Genomic DNA, 18,654 nt, shown 5'->3' on the forward strand with positions numbered 1-18,654 from the left:
AAAACAATACTTAAGTTTTAATTATTAAGTATTATTGTTTTATAGCGATGTCTATTTTTTGGCGTTTATGTCAAAAAACCGCCGCTATTACTTGCATCCATTCAGATCTCGCTTACAATTTAGCTAATAAAATAAATTAGTGAAATTATGGCTCGCTAACTATGATCTTGATTTTAGATAATAATAATAACCGTGCAATAGGATTAAATGCATCGCTTACCTTTATTGGGGAAGCTGTGCAGTTACTTGACGAAAGTGATTTTGAGCAAGTATCTAGTAAGTATCAACAACAAGAATGCATTGTTATTTTAGGTGCATTGCAAAGCTTAGATCATGAAAGCTTAATTAAGCGTTTTCCAACCCTACCTTTTTTACTGATTGGTGAAACACTCAAGCCCTTATTAAGTATTGCTAATGTAGTGGGCTTAATTTGTGAGCCGTTTAATCACGAAGTAACCACACAGTTATTACACGACTGCCAACAGTACCAACGTATGTTGCCTGGTAGCCACAAGCAGCATAAACCACACAAAACATTTGATGGTTTAGTAGGGGAAACAGACGCAGTTAAAAACGTACGCTTTTTAATTGAGCAAGTGGCTAAAACCTATGCAAATGTGCTTATTTTAGGCGAGTCGGGTACAGGTAAAGAGGTGGTTGCGCGTAACGTCCATTTATTATCTAAACGCAATACTGGGCCGTTTGTACCAGTAAACTGTGGCGCTATTCCTGGAGAGTTGCTCGAAAGCGAGCTATTCGGTCACGAAAAAGGGGCGTTTACCGGCGCTATTTCTGCACGTAAAGGGCGCTTTGAATTGGCTCAAGGCGGTACGCTATTTTTAGATGAAATTGGCGATATGCCGCTGCAAATGCAAGTAAAGTTATTGCGTGTATTACAAGAGCGCAGCTACGAGCGTGTAGGTGGCACAAAAGCTATTCAAGCAGATGTACGGGTGATTGCCGCTACTCATCGCAACCTTGAGGAAATGATTGAAAAGGGCAGCTTTAGGGAAGATTTATATTACCGTTTAAACGTGTTTCCTATTGAAAACCCGTCACTTAATGAACGTGCTGACGACATACCTTTATTACTCAAAGAGTTAATGCGCCGTGTGAATGAGCAAAGTGGTACGTCGGCTAAATTTACAGAGCGCGCGGTTGAGAGCTTAAAAGAGCATGCTTGGCCTGGTAATATTCGAGAGCTTGCTAATTTAGTGGAGCGCATGGTGATTATGTTCCCTGAAAAAGTAGTGGATGTACCCGATTTACCCAATAAATATCGCTACATCGAGGTAGACGCATACGAGCCAGAATACCCTGAAGAGCTACTTGAAAAAGATGCCTTTAACGATATTTTTAGCTCAGGCTTTAGCGATTATGATAATGAACCAGAGCCTGAATTTAGCCAACCGGGATCTGGCGTATTACCCGAAGAGGGCATAGAGCTTAAAGATTATTTAGCAGAGCTTGAAATAAGCTTAATTACCCAAGCGTTAGAGCGTTTTGATTACGTTGTTGCGCGCGCCGCAGAAATATTAGGTGTAAGGCGTACAACGCTTGTTGAAAAAATGAAAAAGTACAATCTTTCACGAGATTAGCAGTATGCAAATGGTGAAAGACTTTTCGTTATTTATTATTCATTTTTGAGGAGTTAATTTACGGGCTTTGCCCGTCACGCAAGCAAGCTTCGCGTTTACAAGGTAAACGCAAACTTAAACTTTGGCGGTAGACGCGAAGCTTGCTCGCGTAAAAAGCGCAGCTTTTAATTGCTTAACCCCAAAAAAACGAGGTCAAATGAGAAACCACAATTAACTTACACGTTACTTCTCTAAAGCGAAGCGTCTCTTCACCTTTTTATGAACAGAACATTTTATGGTGATAAATCACTTATTCACTAAACGCCTTTATAATTTCTTCTTTTCTAAAACAATCATTACTATGATCGTTAACCATGCCACAGGCCTGCATATGTGCGTATACCGTTGTAGGGCCCAAAAATTTAAAACCTCGTTTTTTTAAATCTTTTGCAAACGCTTTTGACTCCTCGGTAATTGCAGGGGTGTCTTCAACACTATTTAAATCACTAATAATTGGTTTATTGCCCACAAATCGCCATTGGTAATTACTAAAGCTGCCAAATTCTTTTTGAATCTCAATAAACCGCTGAGCATTATTAACGGTGGCAGCAATTTTTAAGCGGTTACGCACTATGCTCTCATCTTGCATTAGCCGTTCTATATCATCGGCTGTAAACTTAGCCACTTTTTGCACATTAAAATTAGCAAATGCTTTTTTATAGCCTGCGCGCTTTTTTAAAATGGTGTACCAACTTAAGCCCGCTTGCGCCGACTCGAGGGTAATAAATTCAAATAATTTCGTGTCGTCATAAAGGGGGACTCCCCATTCTTCATCATGGTATTTCACATAATCAGGCTTTGTGGCGTCGAGCCATGCACAACGGCATTTATTTTGCTCACTCATTATTATTCCTTTTAGTGTGCGTCATTTTTTTGTTACGCGATATTGTAAGGTAACTAAATGAAAAATATATAAAATAATATTGGTATAAATTGTGCATTTAGCCCTATATCTACATCATTAAGAGATTTGATTATGGCCCTTGCGAGTGTACTTAAACCACAGTTTATTACTGCAAAACAGTATAACCCATGTTTACTTCAAGAAGAGTACATTGGTGAATTAAGTGATTTAAGACAGCAAGCAAGTTGGCTGTCGCACTTAGTTGATACTATGCCTGCGGGTGTTGTTGTGCTTGATGGCAAAGGCCTTATTGCAAAAGCCAATCAAATCGCGATTGATATGTTAGGCGAGCCGCTCGAAGGAGAGAAGTGGTTTAACATTATTCAACGCTCTTTTCGTCCCCACCAAGATGATGGGCATGAAGTGTCGCTCAAAGATGGGCGCCTTATAAAGCTTGATATTACTGCGCTAGCGCCAGAGCCTGGGCAATTAATATTAATGACAGATTTAACAGAAACGCGCCGTTTGCAAAAGCGCGTAGCCCATATGCAGCGTTTGAGTGCGCTTGGTAAAATGGTGGCATCGCTTGCGCACCAAGTGCGTACACCGCTTTCGGCGGCTATGTTATATGCGGCCAATTTGGGCTCTAAAAAGCTACCAGAGTCATCACGGGATAACTTTCAAACTAAGTTAATGTCGCGATTAAAAGATTTAGAAACCCAAGTTAACGATATGCTGCTTTTTGCCAAAAGCGGCGAGCAACAAGTGGTTGAACAGGTTTCTATGCAGCAGCTTTTAAACGAGGTAAAACTAGGTGCCGATGCAATGGTGGCCTTAAATAACAGCTCACTTGTTGTTGAGCTACCAGAGCCAGACATAGAAATTACCGGTAATAAAACCGCGCTGGCCAGTGCTATTCAAAACCTTATTCACAATAGTATTCAAATTATTGGCAGCCAAGCCCAGGTGACATTAAAAGCGCAGCGCGATAGCAGCGAACCCGATACCGTGCGTATTAGCGTATGCGATAACGGCCCTGGTGTAGAGTTGAGCCAAATAGAGAAAATTTTTGAACCGTTTTATACCACAAAAAGCCAAGGTACAGGGCTTGGGCTTGCTGTTGTAAGCTCTGTGGCTAATGCGCATCAAGGACGTGTTGAAGTGGTTAATAATGCCAATGGTGGTGCATGTTTTAGTTTATTGCTGCCCATATGCACGGCCTCAACGCAGGAGAAAACAGCATGAGTAATACAATACTAGTGGTTGAAGATGATGCAGGTTTAAGAGAAGCACTCATAGACACGTTAGAAATGTCGGGTATTGCCTGTGTTGCAGCCGATAGTGCTGAGCAAGCCATGATCCAATTAAAAAAATCTGAGTTTTCATTAGTGGTCAGCGACGTGCAAATGGGCGCGATGAGCGGCCTAGATTTGCTCAGAAGCATTAAGCTTAACTACCCAGAACTCCCCGTATTAATGATGACTGCCTATGCAACGATTGATGATGCAGTAGAGGCAATGCGCTTAGGCGCAATTGATTATATGGCTAAACCATTTGCCCCTGAGGTGCTTTTAAATATGGTTAGTCGGTATTTACCCGAAAAGCCAAAAGACACTGACGGCCCAATTGTTGCCGACCCTAGCAGTATTGCGCTTTTAGAACTGGCGAGCAAAGTGGCGCGCTCAGATGCAAGTGTTATGGTGCTAGGCCCTAGTGGCTCTGGTAAAGAAGTGTTAGCGCGATACATTCACGATAAATCAAACCGATGCGATGCGCCTTTTGTGGCAATAAACTGTGCGGCTATTCCCGAAAACATGCTTGAAGCCACTTTATTTGGCTACGAAAAAGGCGCGTTTACCGGTGCAATACAAGCATGCCCAGGTAAGTTTGAACAAGCCCAAGGCGGCACCATATTACTTGATGAAATAACCGAAATGGACTTAGGGCTGCAAGCTAAGCTATTACGGGTATTGCAAGAGCGTGAAGTTGAGCGTTTAGGTGCCCGTAAAACAATTTCACTCGATGTAAGAGTACTCGCCACCAGTAACCGCGACCTAAAAGAAGCCGTTGCAGATAACCAATTTAGAGAAGACTTATATTATCGCTTAAATGTATTCCCCCTAATGTGGCGACCGCTCTGTGAGCGTCCAGGGGATATAATTGTATTGGCTAAGCATTTAATAGAGCGCCATTTAGTTAAAAGTAAAGAGCCGCTAGCAACGCTTGATAGTGCCGCTGAGCAAAAATTACTAAGCCATGCATGGCCTGGTAATGTACGCGAGCTTGATAACGTAATTCAACGTGCGCTTATTTTGCGAACGGGCAATGTAATTGGCGAACAGGCCATTTTTATTGAAAACTTAATGCAAGCGCCAATTAACAGTACGCCTACACAGGAGATAGCGGCTGAACAAGCGAACACTCCCAGTGGCGCGTATTATGATGACAAAATAACGCCTGCAGAGGCGAGTAGCTCCCTGCCTAATGTTGATACTGGCAGCTATAAAGATGAGCTAAAAGATAAAGAGCATAAAATAATATTAGAAACCCTAGCGCGCTGCCAAGGCAAACGTAAAGATGTTGCACAAACACTTGGGATCAGTCCGCGTACTTTACGTTATAAACTCGCGCAAATGCGCGATTTAGGTATTTCGCTGCCCGCATAACTTTATCCCTTTCTTCTATATAACCCTAAACTAACCACGCTTAGTTTAGGGTTGTCAAATCTCTGACTCTCAAAAATAATAGTTAACCTCATGTAATTAAAGGTTTATTTTTATGGCACACTTTGTGCTTTATTCCCTTTATGAACGTTAACTGCATTTGCCAGAGAAAATTATGAAAATTCAAAACAGCGCGCTATTTCAAGAAATGCAATCAATGGCTTTAGAAGCAGGCCATACAAATCAAATCAATAAGCTACCTACTCAAGCTCAGCCAACATCGTCTGCTCAATTTGGTGACTTACTAAGTGATGCATTAAACACGGTTAATGGCTTACAACAAGATGCTAAACAAAAAGTAGTGGCTGTTGAAATGGGTGATAGAAGTGTATCGCTTGCTGAGGCAATGATTGCCTCACAAAAATCGTCAGTGGCATTTGAGGCTACAGTACAAGTAAGAAATAAACTTGTTGAGTCATACCAAGAAATTATGAACATGCCTGTTTAAGTAGGTAGTGGAGAATTATTGTGGCGCAATCTAATCAATCAACAGATCTTGCTCTTGCTGGCGGCGGTATTGACCAAAGCGAAGATAACGAGCAACAAGAACAAAAGTCGGGCTACTTAAGCGCCTTAAATGGTGTTGATGTGCTTCGCCAAGTCACCCTTATTATTGCGCTGGCTATTTGTTTAGCTATTGCCATATTTGTGATTATTTGGGCACGTCAGCCAGACATGCGTCCACTTGGTAAAATGCCAACAGAGGAGCTGATCCAAACCCTTGATTTTTTAGATGCACAAAAAATTGACTACGAGCTAGACGGCAACGTAATTTCGGTTGATGAAAGTGAGTATCAAAACATTAAATTGCTAATGGCCCGTGAAGGCCTTGAGCAAGGTCCTACTTCAGGCACCGACATCATAATGCAAGATATGGGCTTTGGTGTTAGCCAACGATTAGAGCGTGAACGCTTAAAACACGGCCGCGAACAACAACTTGCCCGCACCATAGAAGAATTAAACAACGTAACACGCGCTAAAGTTTTATTAGCCATTCCAAAAGAAAACGTATTTGCACGCAGAGAGAAAAAGCCATCAGCCACAGTGGTATTGACTCTTAAGCGCGGCAGAATGCTTGATGGTGAAGAGATTGACTCAGTGGTTGATATGATTGCCTCTGCAGTACAAGGGCTTGAGCCTTCTCGTGTTACGGTAACAGATCAAAATGGCCGCTTACTTAATTCAGGCTCGCAAGACTCATTAGCAGCACGCTCTCGTAAAGAGTACGACATTGAAAGAAAGCGTGAGCAAGAGTATTTAGAAAAAATAGACAGTATTCTTATTCCTGTAGTTGGCTTGGGTAACTACACGGCGCAAGTTGATTTAAATATGGACTTTAGCTCAGTAGAAGAAACACAAAAGCGCTACAACCCAGACTTACCAGCAGTAAGAAGCGAAACCACATTTGAAGAGAACAACATTGGTGGCTTAGCGGTAGGTATTCCTGGGGCACTTACTAATCAGCCACCAATGAATTCAACTATTCCAGAAGTGGCAGGTCAAGGCAATGCTGGTACGGCAACGAACCCAAGCCGAGTGCATAAAGAGGCTACGCGTAACTTTGAGCTAGACACCACCATTTCGCATAAGCGCCAACAAACAGGGGTTATTCGCAGAATTAGCGTCTCGGTTGCCGTTGATTATGTGCCAAAAGTAGGTGAAAACGGCGAAACAACCATGGCGCCGCGCTCGGTAGAGGCTTTGTCAAATATACGTCGCCTATTACAAGGTGGGGTAGGTTTTGATATGCAACGCGGCGATGCATTAGAGGTGGTAACCGTGCCATTTGTACGCGAAGCAGTTGATTTAGATTTAGAAGTACCGCTGTGGGAGCAGGACTGGTTTATGAAAATCGTCCGCTTAGTATTGGGTGCGCTGGTTATTATTGTGCTTATTATGGCAGTTGTTAAGCCTATGCTTAAACGCTTAATATACCCAGATGATACGCTCGAAGAGTACGATGAAGATGCATTAAGCTCTGGGGTGGATATTGGCGATAGCACGCTAGATATGCTAAATAAAGACTTTGATTCTGCTTCTGTAGGCTTCTCAAGCGATGGTACACTACAGCTGCCAGATTTACATGGCGACGAAGATTTGCTTAAAGCGGTAAGAGCACTTGTAGCGAACGAACCTGAACTCTCATCACAAGTAGTGAAAGCGTGGTTAACAGAAGATGACTGATCAAGAACAAAAACAACTCCCGCCAGCGTTTGATGTTGACAAGTTAGATGGCGTAGATAAAGCCGCGATTCTTTTATTGAGCTTATCTGAAGAAGACGCAGCGCAAATACTTAAACACTTAGAGCCTAAGCAAGTGCAAAAAGTGGGTATGGCAATGGCCGCGCTAGATGACTTGTCACAATCTAAAATAAGCGCAGTTCACAACTTATTTATAGAACAAATACAAAGCTTTAGTACAATTGGCTTCCAGTCAGAAGACTTTATTAAAAAGGCGCTTACCGCCGCATTAGGTGAAGATAAAGCAGCTAGTTTGATAGACCAAATTGTAATGGGCTCGGGCGCAAAAGGCTTAGATTCACTTAAATGGATGGACTCAAAGCAAGTTGCCAATATTATTCGTAATGAGCACCCGCAAATTCAAACTATTGTTTTATCGTATTTAGAGCCTGAGCAATCGGCAGAAATCCTAGCGCAATTTCCTGAAAAAGTGCGCCTAGATTTAACTATGCGTATTGCGAACCTTGAAGAAGTGCAACCTGCAGCATTGCAAGAACTTAACGAAATTATGGAAAAACAATTTGCCGGCCAAGCAGGCGCACAAGCCGCTAAAATGGGTGGCTTAAAAGCCGCGGCAGATATCATGAACTACCTAGATACAAATGTAGAAGGGCAGTTGATGGACTCTATTCGTGAACACGATGAAGAAATGTCTCAGCAAATTCAGGACCTTATGTTTGTGTTTGAAAACCTTATGGATGTGGATGACCGCGGTATTCAAGCCATATTGCGTGAAGTACAGCAAGACGTACTCATGAAAGCAATTAAAGGGACTGACGAAGCGCTTAAAGATAAAATTTTGGGTAATATGTCTAAACGTGCTGCCGAAATGCTTGCCGATGACTTAGAAGCAATGGCACCGGTTAGAATAAGTGAAGTAGAAGCTGCCCAAAAAGAAGTGCTATCAACAGCAAGGCGTCTATCTGACTCGGGTGAAATTCAGTTAGGCGGCGGCGGTGGCGAGGAGTTCCTGTAAGCTATGTCTAAATTAAAAGGTCGCCCTTTACATGCAGATGAAGCTGATGAGCTTTTAAAAAACTGGCCAATACCTGATGTTGCTCCTGATGAGCGTAGTTTTGGCAATCGTTCAACGGCTTTTGGTACACCGCTTTCTGATTTGTATAAAAAAGAAGTTGAAGAAGAAGCAGTAGAAGACACTCAGCCGCAAGAGCCTGAACTGCCTTCGTTAACTATGGCAGAGCTTGAGCGCATTAGGCAAGATGCTTATGAGGAAGGCTTAAAGCAAGGGCACGAACAAGGCTACATAGATGGCTTTGAAAAAGGGGTTGGTGAGGGCAAAGAAGCAGGTTACAAAGAAGGCGTAGAGCTTGGTAAAACACAAGGCCAAGAAGACGTTAAGCCGTTAATAGAAGAGCAGTTAACCAGCTTGCGTAGCATAATCGACAACCTCAGCGCTCCGCTTGATAAAGTGGACGAACTGGCAGAAAAGCACTTAGTGCAATTAGCGGTTATGTTGGCAGAAGCTATAACCTATCAAGAAATTAAAACATCGCCCGATGTTATTTTACATACGCTTAAAAAAAGCATAGATGCATTAAATACTGAGCAAGAAAAAGTTCGTGTGCATTTAAACCCAGATGATCTAGAACTGGTAAAGCAAAGCTATGGTGAGCAAACTATTGCAGATAATAATTGGCAGCTAATTGCAGAACCCACACTCGAGCGCGGCGGTTGCGAAGTTAAAACGCCTCAATCGTCTTTAGATATGACCCTAAAAACCCGTGTCAAAGAAACGTTGGATAGCTTTTTGCATAATAGCGGTATCTAATCTTTTTTGTGGCGTGTTATGGCAGCTCAACGTGCACCTCTAAGCGAACGCTTAAATCAATACCAACACCATATTGCAGTGTTTAAACCTGCTGTAGCAGGTATTTTAACCCGAGTAGTCGGTTTAACCCTTGAGGCGAAAGGGCTACGTGCGCCTGTAGGCAGCCAATGCAAAATAGAAACTATGTCAGGGTTTGTAGATGCTGAGGTAGTGGGCTTTAGTGAGCAAACCCTTTACTTAATGCCTAATGACCACATTTCCGGTGTGTTACCCGGTGCGCGTGTTATTCCACAAGTAAATGATACCGGCTTGCCCGTTGGTATGAGCCTACTGGGCCGCGTTGTGGATGGCTTAGGCCGCCCGCTTGACGGCCTGGGGAAAATTAACGCCGAACACTATTTAAAGTTTGCACAAAATCCCATAAACCCCCTCGCTAGAAGACCAATTAGCCAACCTATGGACGTAGGTGTACGGGCTATAAACTCAGTTATTACTGTAGGGCAAGGCCAGCGTATGGGTTTGTTTGCAGGCTCTGGTGTTGGTAAATCGGTCCTCTTAGGTATGATGACCCGCGGCAGTGAAGCCGATGTTATTGTGGTTGGCCTAGTGGGTGAGCGTGGCCGTGAGGTAAAAGAATTTATTGAAGAGATACTCGGTGTAGAAGGGCGCAAACGCTCTGTTGTGGTAGCTGCTCCTGCTGATGCATCGCCCCTTATGCGCTTAAAAGGCTGTGAAAGTGCGGTGACCATTGCTGAGTACTTTCGTGATCAAGGTTTAAACGTATTGTTATTGCTTGATTCAGTAACCCGTTACGCCATGGCGCAACGCGAAATAGCGCTAGCGGTTGGCGAACCTCCTGCAACAAAAGGCTATCCACCTTCTGTATTTGCCAAATTACCGGCGCTGGTGGAACGAGCGGGAAATGGCGGTGAAGGGCAAGGGTCTATCACTGCGTTTTTTACAGTGCTCAGTGAAGGCGATGATATGCAAGACCCTATAGCCGATGCAGCACGTGCTATTTTAGATGGGCATATTGTACTTTCGCGTGACTTAGCCGATAGCGGTCATTATCCCGCGATAGATATCGAAAAATCAATTTCTCGTGTTATGCCGCAAGTGGTGTCTGAGCCTCATATGCAGCAGGCCCGCGTATTAAAACAAGTGTATTCAATGTATCAGCAAAATAAAGATATGATCACCTTAGGTGCGTATCAAAAAGGGGCTGACCAAATGCTTGATCAAGCTATAAACATGATGCCGCGCGTAAATGCGTTTTTACAGCAAGGTATGCGTGATGTAATAAGTTACGACGATGGTTTACACGGACTAGCCCAATTACTAGGACAAGCATAATGGCAAAAAATAAGCTCGATTTACTGCTTAAGCTCGAAAACGACAAAGAAGAAAATCTGCGCATGAGCTACTTACAAGCCAATCAAAATTTACAAGCTAACCAACAAAAGCTGCAAGGGTTAAATAACTTTAGATTAGAATACTCTCAGCAATTACATGTGAAAGGAAAGTCCGGTTTATCAAGCGCGGGCTTTGGCCAGTACCATGCCTTTATAGCAAAAATTGAAGAAGCGATTCGCCAGCAAGCCAGTACGGTAAATACTGCTAAGCAAGTTGTAACACAGCGTAAAGCTTTGTGGTTAAAGCAGCAGGTAAAAGCAAAAGCCGTAGCAAAATTAATTGAAAAACAAAACCTAAAAGCGGCGGCGCTAATGGCAAAGAGTGAGCAAAAAATGCTGGACGAGTTTTCTGCTAATCAATTTTTTCAGCGCCGTAAAAGTTTATAACTTTGGCGCGTTTATTGCTTTGTTGATAGGTGGTAATTAATTTTGGCAAAGTGCGGTGGCAACTTGCCGCAGTGCTGTGTAGGTGAATTATGGCAATAAACGATATTTCAATGTTGGCAACAGCTGAAAAAGACTCTTTTTTAGCATTTAAAGACAATAACTTACCTGCAGGTAACGAATCTGGTGATGCTTTTTTAAGCCAGCTACAAGATGCAGACAAACCCTTTGTATTGCCTGCTAATTCTGAGGCTCCTAGCCAAGCAGGCTCTTTATTGCCAACAGATGATAAGCAGCTAGCCAATAGCAAAAAACCGACAGCTTCATCAAGTGATGACACGCAAGATACGTTATTATCTGGCGATAGCGTTTTAGCACAAATAAGCTCCTCGCAAGTGATTGACGTAAGTGTAAAAAAACACGGCAGTAGCGATAATGATTTTAGCGCTTTAAGTGCTAAAAAGAGTGATCAAAGAGTTAGCTTTTTAGCTTCGCAATTAGGTGAAACTGATGAAGCAGATGCCATAACGACTAAAGCCGATGATACTCTTTTAGCTGACGATAATAGCAATGGCAAAAAAAGCGCGTTTACAAACGCTGAGCTTGAAACTAAAGCAGCTAAGCAAAGCGCTGGAGAAAATTTAGCCCCTTCTTTAAAAAATGAGAGCCTAGCAAGTAGTGCAGCTAAAAACCCAATAGCAGAAGCGGTGCAAACACAAATTAATAAAGCTAATAGCAGTGCAGCCTCTGTAAATAATGAAGATAAAGGAGCTGAGAATACAAAAGCGCCAGGCACTGTATTAAATGCTGAAAGTGCACTGCCTATAAGCGATGCAGACATAGAGCAATTAGCCAAAGAACTGACTCGTTCATCTACGCAATCAGAGCTATCAACTACATCTAAAGTACTCAACTCATTAAGCGAAGCGCAACGTGCACAATTAAACGAGCACGTTAAAAGCTCATTTACTGAAACCACGCCAAGTGAAGGTGGTGATCGTGCAAGCTCCGTTAAACAATTACTGACAGAATTTGTCGTACAAAACGAAAAAGTCCCAAGCACGCGCGGTGAGCTAGTTCAATCTCAGTTAAAAAACTTAAATAGCGATGAAAAGCAGGCGCTACTTAGTCAATTAAAAAGCTATGTGAGTAACGAGCAACCAACAGGTGATACACTCAAAAAAGTAAATGAAACAATAAGCAACTTACAAACTATGCTTGATACGCAGCTTAGTGAGAGCAAAGCGCAAAGTGTGTCGAGCTCTGCAAATATGGCTTTAAATGCGCAGCAAGCCAGTAATGCTGCAATGAATGCGAATACACCGCAAAATAAAGCCATAATTAATGCTGAAGCACACTCTAGCATTGAGCAAGACGGTGTAAATCCAGAAGAGTTAAACGCCCTAGAGGCTGAGCAGGAAAGCTTACTTAAAGAGCCTAAAACAAATACTGGTTTATCGCGTGTAGCCCAGGTGTTTACGTTGATAACTGATGGCATTAATAACACGCAGGCACAAATAAATACTCAGTACGACAACGCTCGTTATGAGCAGTCTATTTTAGAGAGCCAAGCTATACAGTCGCAGCAATTACAAAGCAGCACCGCGCAGGTTAAGCAGGTAAATATAGATGCAAGTATGATGCAGGCTATTAATATTGTTAAAAGTGATGCAGCTAAAATGCTTCAAGAGCGTGTATCTTCAATGCTAAGCATTAGCAATAAAGAAGCTGAAATTCGCTTAGATCCGCCAGAAATGGGCAGTATGCAAATTCGTATCAGAAGTGATGCTGAACAAGCACAAATAAATTTTGTAGTGCAAAACCAGCAAGCTAAAGAAGCACTTGAACAATCAATGCCGCGCTTACGTGAAATGTTAGCCGAGCAGGGAATTGATTTAGGTGAAAGTACGATTTCTTACGGGCAATCTGGTAATGAGCAAAGCGATGAAGGCGAGGGGCAATCACAAGGTCAAACGGCTGATAAAAATACACAGCAGGATAAAAATGATGAGCAAGATGGAGCTAACCCACAAAGTTCTCGACAACAAACTTCATCATCAATAGATTACTATGCCTAAGTACTGCTATTATAATAACTAAAACAAGCAAGTACCTTTGCTAAAAAAGGAATCACAATGGCCGAAGAAACAAGTTTAGAAATAGAAGAAACCGGTAAAAGCAAAAAAAAGCTGATCATAATCATAGTGGCAGTACTGCTTGTTGTTGGCGGTGGTGCAGGCTATTTTTTTATGGCGGGCGATGATGCACCCGTTGAAACATTAGATGAAGAAACAACAACCGCAGCGCAAAGCGACTCGGCTACACCTTCAGGCTCTTCAGCTGAAATGGGCAGTGCCTTGTATGTTGCTATGCCAAGACCCTTTGTGTTTAATGTACCTGGGTCAAGCAGAGATAGAATTGTACAAATAAAAGTGCAATTACTTGTGCGTGGCGATGTAAATGAAGAAACCGCTAAAAAGCACATCCCACTGATTGAAGGCACCTTATTAAGCGTGTTTTCAACCACCACAGCTGATGAACTCAGCACCAGTGCAGGCAAAGAAACATTACGCTTTACTGCGCTTGAAAAAGTGCAAGCTGCGCTGAATGATGTTGAAGGCACAAAAGTAATTGAGCGGGTATTGTTTACCGGCTTTGTGATGCAATAAGGGGCTAGCGTGAGCGATTTATTATCCCAAGACGAAATTGATGCACTCTTACACGGCGTTGATGAAGTCGAAGAGGAAGATATACACGAAGGTGAAGACGGCGAAGGCAGTACATTACAGTACGACTTTTCTTCGCAAGATCGGATCGTGCGTGGTCGCATGCCGACCCTGGAAATTGTTAACGAGCGGTTTGCTCGTCATATGCGAATAAGCTTATTTAACATGATGCGCCGCACCGCAGAGGTGTCGATTAATGGCGTACAAATGATTAAATTTGGCGAATACATTCATACCTTATTTGTACCAACAAGTTTAAATATGGTGCGTTTTAGACCGCTAAAAGGCACTGGCCTTATCACCATGGAAGCACGTTTAGTGTTTATTTTGGTAGATAACTTTTTTGGTGGTGACGGGCGTTACCATGCCAAAATTGAAGGCCGCGAATTTACCCCTACCGAACGTCGAATCGTGCAAATGCTACTAAAAATTATCTTTGAAGATTACAAAGAAGCATGGGCACCGGTTATGGACGTGTCGTTTGAATACCTCGATTCAGAAGTAAACCCAGCAATGGCTAACATTGTGAGCCCTACTGAGGTTGTGGTTATTAGCTCTTTTCATATTGAATTAGATGGCGGTGGCGGCGATTTTCACATCGCTTTGCCGTATTCAATGCTTGAACCCATTAGAGAGCTATTAGATGCGGGTGTACAATCGGATACAGAAGACACCGATTTGCGCTGGAGCAAAGCTTTACGCGATGAAATTATGGACGTTGAGGTGGATATGTCGACTCAACTTCTTGAGGTGGATTTGTCTCTTAAACAAATAATGGAACTTAAAGCGGGCGATATTATACCGGTAGAAATGCCAGAGCATATTACGGTATTTGTTGAGGAGTTACCTACATTTAGAGCTAAAATGGGTCGTTCTCGCGATAACGTTGCGCTACAAATTAGTGAAAAAATTAAACGCCCTGATTCAGTTAAATCTGAGCTGCATGTATTTACCAAAGGCGGCAAGAAAATTGATTCAGATGCAGAATTAGCAGAACTAGAAGATGATTTACACCTTTCTGACGGTGTAGACTTAGACTGGTAATTGATTAAAAGGTTAAAAGTATGAGCGATGATCAAGACACAATGGACGAATGGGCAGCAGCCCTAGCTGAAGCCGAAGGCGGTGATGAGAGCGCCGAAGCGCATGTAGCAGAGCTTGATGAACTAAGTGATGCTAAACATGAACTTAGCGGTGACGAAAAGCGTAAACTCGATACAATTTTAGATATTCCTGTGACTATTTCTATGGAAGTAGGGCGCTCTAAAATAAATATTCGTAACTTACTGCAGCTAAACCAAGGCTCTGTTGTTGAACTAGACCGTGTAGCCGGCGAACCACTGGATGTATTAGTAAATGGTACGCTCATTGCCCATGGCGAAGTGGTTGTAGTGAATGATAAATTTGGTATTCGTTTAACGGATGTTATTAGCCAGGTAGAGCGGATCAAAAAATTACGATGAGCTCCCTTGCTGCTTTAACAAACTCAGTATTTACAAAGGCAGAAACGTTAACACCTACGGCCGACATTTTGTCTATGGTGTTGTCGTTGGTTGCGGTGCTAGTACTGATTGTAGTGCTGGCATTTTTTGTTAAAAAACTTAACCCAAATTTAGCTAATAGCGAAGAATTTAAAGTGGTACGAAGCTTACCGCTTGGCTCTCGAGAGCGCTTAATGGTGGTTGAAATAGATAATGCACAGCATTTATTAGGGGTCACCCCGCACAGTATTAACTACTTACATAAATTAGACACGCCGTTAAGTGAAAAAGAACTGCCAGAACTTGCTAAGCGATTTAGCAAACTACTAAACCCGCAAACGAATCAAAATAAAAAGAATTAACCCTATGATAAAGTGGCTGCTGATTATTTTAGCTGTGTTATTTGTACCTGCTGCAAGCAGTGCAGAGGGCATAGACGCTCTAACCATTACAACCAATGCCGACGGGACGCAAGATTACTCTGTAACCTTGCAAGTACTGGCAATTATGACGGCGCTGAGCTTTATTCCTGCCGCCATAATTATGATGACTTCGTTTACCCGTATTATTGTTGTACTGGCCATTTTGCGCCAAGCCATTGGTTTACAATCAACACCTTCAAACCAAGTTTTATTAGGGATGTCGCTTTTTTTAAGTATTTTTATTATGGCGCCTATTTATCAGCAAGTTAACGAACGTGCGATAGAACCCTATTTAAATGAACAAGTTACTTCGGTACAAGCATTAGAGCTTGCAAAGGAGCCCATGAAGGCCTTTATGCTCTCGCAGGTACGATTAAAAGACTTAGAAACGTTTGCCAAAATAGCAGGTTATGAGCAGCTTGATTCGCCAGAGGCCACACCGCTTATTGTGTTAATACCTGCATTTGTGACCAGTGAACTACAAACCGCGTTTATCATTGGTTTTATGTTTTTTATACCGTTTTTAATTGTGGATTTAGTGGTTGCCTCGGTATTAATGGCCATGGGTATGATGATGCTCTCGCCCATGATAGTGTCCTTGCCTTTTAAAATAATGTTATTTGTACTGGTCGATGGCTGGAGCTTAGTAATGGGCACGTTAGCCAAAAGCTTTGGCTTAGGGACATAAACCATGTTTTACATTCGCACTTTTAAACATTAGGAGTACAACATGGAACCAGAAATTTTTGTTGATATTCTTAGCGATGCACTGTTTTTAGTTATTAAGCTGGTATCAGCTATTGTGGTACCTGGTTTACTTGTTGGTTTAGTGGTGGCGGTGTTCCAAGCGGCAACCTCAATTAATGAACAAACCCTAAGTTTTTTACCGCGCTTATTATTTACCATTGGAGCACTTATTGTAGGTGGGCATTGGCTTACTCAAGAGCTAATGGATTTTTTTACCCGCCTAGTGTTACTCATTCCTGAAATTGCAGGCTAATTGTGGAATTTCCTTTTTCTGTTGTTATTCAATGGTTAAGTGATTTTTTACTGCCTTTAGTTCGCATCAGCTCTATGATCATGATTATGGCGGGCTTAGGCGCACAAAACGTACCTACGCGCATTAAAATGGGATTGGCGGTAGTGGTAACGTTTTTAGTGGTGCCAGCGCTGCCTCCTGCAACATTTACTAATTTATTTTCTTTTGAAATGGTGCTGGTGGTTATACAGCAAATGTTGATAGGTGTTGCGATAGGGTTTGCCTCTACGCTAATGCTAAATACCTTTGTGCTTGCTGGGCAAATACTGGCAATGCAAACCGGTTTGGGCTTTGCCTCTGTTATAGACCCTTCAAATGGTGCGAGTGTGCCTGCAGTTGGCCAGTTTTACTTAATTTTAGCGACCTTGTTATTTTTTGTTTTTAATGGCCATTTAATGATGATTCAAATGGTGGTGCATAGTTTTTCGGTGTTGCCTATAAACGGCCAGTGGTGGGCTGTTGATCATTACTGGGATATTGTAACGTGGGGCAGCTGGATGTTTACCACTGCATTGGTATTGGCTTTAGCCCCCCTAACGGCCATGCTCATTATTAATATTTCATTTGGTATTATGACCCGCGCAGCACCGCAATTAAACATTTTCTCAATAGGTTTTCCGTTTACATTAGTTGCCGGTTTAATGATTATTTGGGCCACCTTGGGTAATTTTGTAACCCAATTTGAGTTTCAGTGGTTAAAAATGATTGAGCTAATGTGTAGCCTTGTTGGCTGTACGGTGTAGGAGGGGCAATGGCTGAAGATTCAGGACAAGAAAAAACAGAAGAACCCACCTCCAAAAAGCTCGAAGATGCTAAAAAGAAAGGTCAAATAGCACGCTCAAAAGAATTAGGTACTATGTTTGTACTTATTTTTTCTGCAATTTCGTTGCTGTTATATGGGCCCGAAATAGGCAAAGGTTTGTACAATGTTATGGGCAGGATGCTGTCTTTAAATCGCAGTGAAACCTACGACACCACTAAAATGTTTGCGGTGTGGAGTGAGGTGGCCAGTGCGTTGCTGTTTCCTATGGCGATGTTTGTTTTAATTATTGTTATTGCAGCATTTATAGGAAATACCTTACTCGGCGGCTTTAATTTTAGTTGGGAAGCCGCGGCACCTAAACCCAGTAAAATGTCGCCAATGAAGGGCTTTAAACGCATGTTTGGCCCACAAGCAGCGATAGAGCTTGTAAAATCTATATTAAAGTTTGCGCTGGTGGCTATTTTTGCGGTGTTTTTGATTCAAACTTTTTTTGATGAAATTTTGCATTTAAGTATTGAAAGCGCACCTAGTAATATAATTCATGCCCTTGAAATACTCTCGTGGATGTTTTTAGGGTTGTCGTGCACTTTGGTGATTATTGCCGCAATAGATGCGCCTTATCAAAGTTATAACCACAACAAACAACTTAAAATGACTATGCAGGAGATCAAAGACGAGTACAAAAACTCAGAGGGTGATCCGCAAATTAAAGCGCGCATTAGGCAAACACAAAGGCAAATGTCGCAGCGAAGAATGATGCAAGATGTCCCCGATGCCGACGTAATTGTAACCAACCCTACTCACTATTCTGTGGCGCTAAAATACGATACTGAGCGAGCAGGTGCGCCGATTGTACTTGCCAAAGGGATAGATGAAATGGCTATGCAAATTCGTAAAATAGCCAAAGGTAACGAAGTACCGATTGTAGAATCTCCTATGCTTACGCGGGCGCTTTATCATACCGCCGAAATAGGCCAACAGATCCCAGATCAGCTATTTACCGCTGTCGCTCAAGTTTTAGCCTATGTATTTCAGCTTAAACGGTTTAAAAAAGGCCGCGGAAAGCGCCCCATCCCTCTTAAATCTAAACTGCCTATTCCGGATGATTTTAAATACGATTAGGGTAAGCTGAGCCAACCATACTTTACAGGGGCGCCTTGCCTAAATACCAACATGGGGCTGCAAATTCAAAC

The 18,654-nt window shown here is 42.3% G+C and carries 19 protein-coding genes; 18 read left to right on the forward strand and 1 reads right to left on the reverse strand.

The window, feature by feature from the left end; genetic code table 11:
• The first annotated feature begins 161 nt into the window (after positions 1-161).
• Entirely contained in the window at positions 162-1,598 is a 1,437-nt protein-coding gene (locus PSI06_RS10320; protein WP_273603706.1) for a sigma-54 dependent transcriptional regulator, read from the forward strand.
• A gap of 289 nt (positions 1,599-1,887) precedes the next feature.
• Here the strand turns inward: PSI06_RS10320 and PSI06_RS10325 are convergent, their stop codons facing one another.
• Positions 1,888-2,481, reverse strand: coding sequence for a DNA-3-methyladenine glycosylase I (locus PSI06_RS10325; RefSeq protein ID WP_273603707.1), 594 nt, complete (start codon positions 2,479-2,481; stop codon positions 1,888-1,890).
• A gap of 132 nt (positions 2,482-2,613) precedes the next feature.
• Between PSI06_RS10325 and PSI06_RS10330 the strand changes: the two genes are divergently transcribed.
• From PSI06_RS10330 to flhB, 17 genes are all read left to right on the forward strand, one after another.
• Positions 2,614-3,726, forward strand: coding sequence for a sensor histidine kinase (locus tag PSI06_RS10330; RefSeq protein ID WP_024032324.1), 1,113 nt, complete (start codon positions 2,614-2,616; stop codon positions 3,724-3,726).
• Positions 3,723-5,147, forward strand: coding sequence for a sigma-54-dependent transcriptional regulator (locus PSI06_RS10335; protein ID WP_273603708.1), 1,425 nt, complete (start codon positions 3,723-3,725; stop codon positions 5,145-5,147). The genes PSI06_RS10330 and PSI06_RS10335 overlap by 4 nt, the downstream gene beginning before the upstream one ends.
• 172 nt (positions 5,148-5,319) lie before the next feature.
• Positions 5,320-5,652, forward strand: a complete 333-nt coding sequence (fliE, locus tag PSI06_RS10340; RefSeq protein WP_004588289.1) for a flagellar hook-basal body complex protein FliE — start codon at positions 5,320-5,322, stop codon at positions 5,650-5,652.
• A gap of 20 nt (positions 5,653-5,672) precedes the next feature.
• Complete coding sequence (gene fliF / locus PSI06_RS10345) at positions 5,673-7,388, forward strand: flagellar basal-body MS-ring/collar protein FliF (RefSeq protein ID WP_004588290.1); 1,716 nt, start codon at positions 5,673-5,675, stop codon at positions 7,386-7,388.
• Positions 7,381-8,421, forward strand: coding sequence for a flagellar motor switch protein FliG (gene fliG / locus PSI06_RS10350; protein WP_004588291.1), 1,041 nt, complete (start codon positions 7,381-7,383; stop codon positions 8,419-8,421). Before fliF ends, fliG begins: the two co-directional genes overlap by 8 nt.
• A 3-nt stretch (positions 8,422-8,424) precedes the next feature.
• On the forward strand, positions 8,425-9,234 hold the full coding sequence (gene fliH, locus PSI06_RS10355; RefSeq protein WP_064386715.1) for a flagellar assembly protein FliH: 810 nt from the start codon (positions 8,425-8,427) through the stop codon (positions 9,232-9,234).
• Between the two features lie 18 nt (positions 9,235-9,252).
• Positions 9,253-10,587, forward strand: coding sequence for a flagellar protein export ATPase FliI (fliI, locus tag PSI06_RS10360; RefSeq protein WP_273603709.1), 1,335 nt, complete (start codon positions 9,253-9,255; stop codon positions 10,585-10,587).
• On the forward strand, positions 10,587-11,033 hold the full coding sequence (fliJ, locus tag PSI06_RS10365) for a flagellar export protein FliJ (protein WP_004588294.1): 447 nt from the start codon (positions 10,587-10,589) through the stop codon (positions 11,031-11,033). Before fliI ends, fliJ begins: the two co-directional genes overlap by 1 nt.
• 89 nt (positions 11,034-11,122) lie before the next feature.
• Positions 11,123-13,108 carry a flagellar hook-length control protein FliK gene (locus PSI06_RS10370; RefSeq protein ID WP_273603710.1) on the forward strand — a complete coding sequence of 662 codons (1,986 nt, stop codon included), beginning with the start codon at positions 11,123-11,125 and terminating at the stop codon, positions 13,106-13,108.
• A gap of 57 nt (positions 13,109-13,165) precedes the next feature.
• On the forward strand, positions 13,166-13,699 hold the full coding sequence (fliL, locus tag PSI06_RS10375) for a flagellar basal body-associated protein FliL (protein WP_004588296.1): 534 nt from the start codon (positions 13,166-13,168) through the stop codon (positions 13,697-13,699).
• Between the two features lie 9 nt (positions 13,700-13,708).
• Positions 13,709-14,800 carry a flagellar motor switch protein FliM gene (gene fliM, locus PSI06_RS10380; protein WP_004588297.1) on the forward strand — a complete coding sequence of 364 codons (1,092 nt, stop codon included), beginning with the start codon at positions 13,709-13,711 and terminating at the stop codon, positions 14,798-14,800.
• Positions 14,801-14,820: 20 nt separating this feature from the next.
• Positions 14,821-15,219, forward strand: coding sequence for a flagellar motor switch protein FliN (gene fliN, locus PSI06_RS10385; RefSeq protein WP_004588298.1), 399 nt, complete (start codon positions 14,821-14,823; stop codon positions 15,217-15,219).
• The gene (fliO, locus tag PSI06_RS10390; RefSeq protein ID WP_004588299.1) at positions 15,216-15,599 is read left to right on the forward strand and encodes a flagellar biosynthetic protein FliO; all 384 of its coding nucleotides are present in this window, start codon (positions 15,216-15,218) and stop codon (positions 15,597-15,599) included. The genes fliN and fliO overlap by 4 nt, the downstream gene beginning before the upstream one ends.
• A 4-nt stretch (positions 15,600-15,603) precedes the next feature.
• Positions 15,604-16,347: a flagellar type III secretion system pore protein FliP gene (fliP, locus tag PSI06_RS10395; protein ID WP_004588300.1), complete on the forward strand. Its 744-nt coding sequence runs from the start codon at positions 15,604-15,606 to the stop codon at positions 16,345-16,347.
• A 42-nt stretch (positions 16,348-16,389) separates the two neighbouring features.
• Positions 16,390-16,659, forward strand: a complete 270-nt coding sequence (gene fliQ, locus PSI06_RS10400; RefSeq protein WP_273603711.1) for a flagellar biosynthesis protein FliQ — start codon at positions 16,390-16,392, stop codon at positions 16,657-16,659.
• 2 nt (positions 16,660-16,661) lie between these two features.
• The gene (fliR, locus tag PSI06_RS10405; RefSeq protein WP_004588302.1) at positions 16,662-17,441 is read left to right on the forward strand and encodes a flagellar biosynthetic protein FliR; all 780 of its coding nucleotides are present in this window, start codon (positions 16,662-16,664) and stop codon (positions 17,439-17,441) included.
• Between the two features lie 8 nt (positions 17,442-17,449).
• Positions 17,450-18,583 (forward strand): flagellar biosynthesis protein FlhB, encoded by a 1,134-nt coding sequence (flhB, locus tag PSI06_RS10410; RefSeq protein ID WP_273603712.1) that lies wholly within the window; start codon positions 17,450-17,452, stop codon positions 18,581-18,583.
• The last annotated feature ends 71 nt before the right edge of the window (positions 18,584-18,654 follow it).

The organism is Pseudoalteromonas sp. GABNS16E, from assembly GCF_028598715.1.
Taxonomy (GTDB): domain Bacteria; phylum Pseudomonadota; class Gammaproteobacteria; order Enterobacterales; family Alteromonadaceae; genus Pseudoalteromonas; species Pseudoalteromonas atlantica.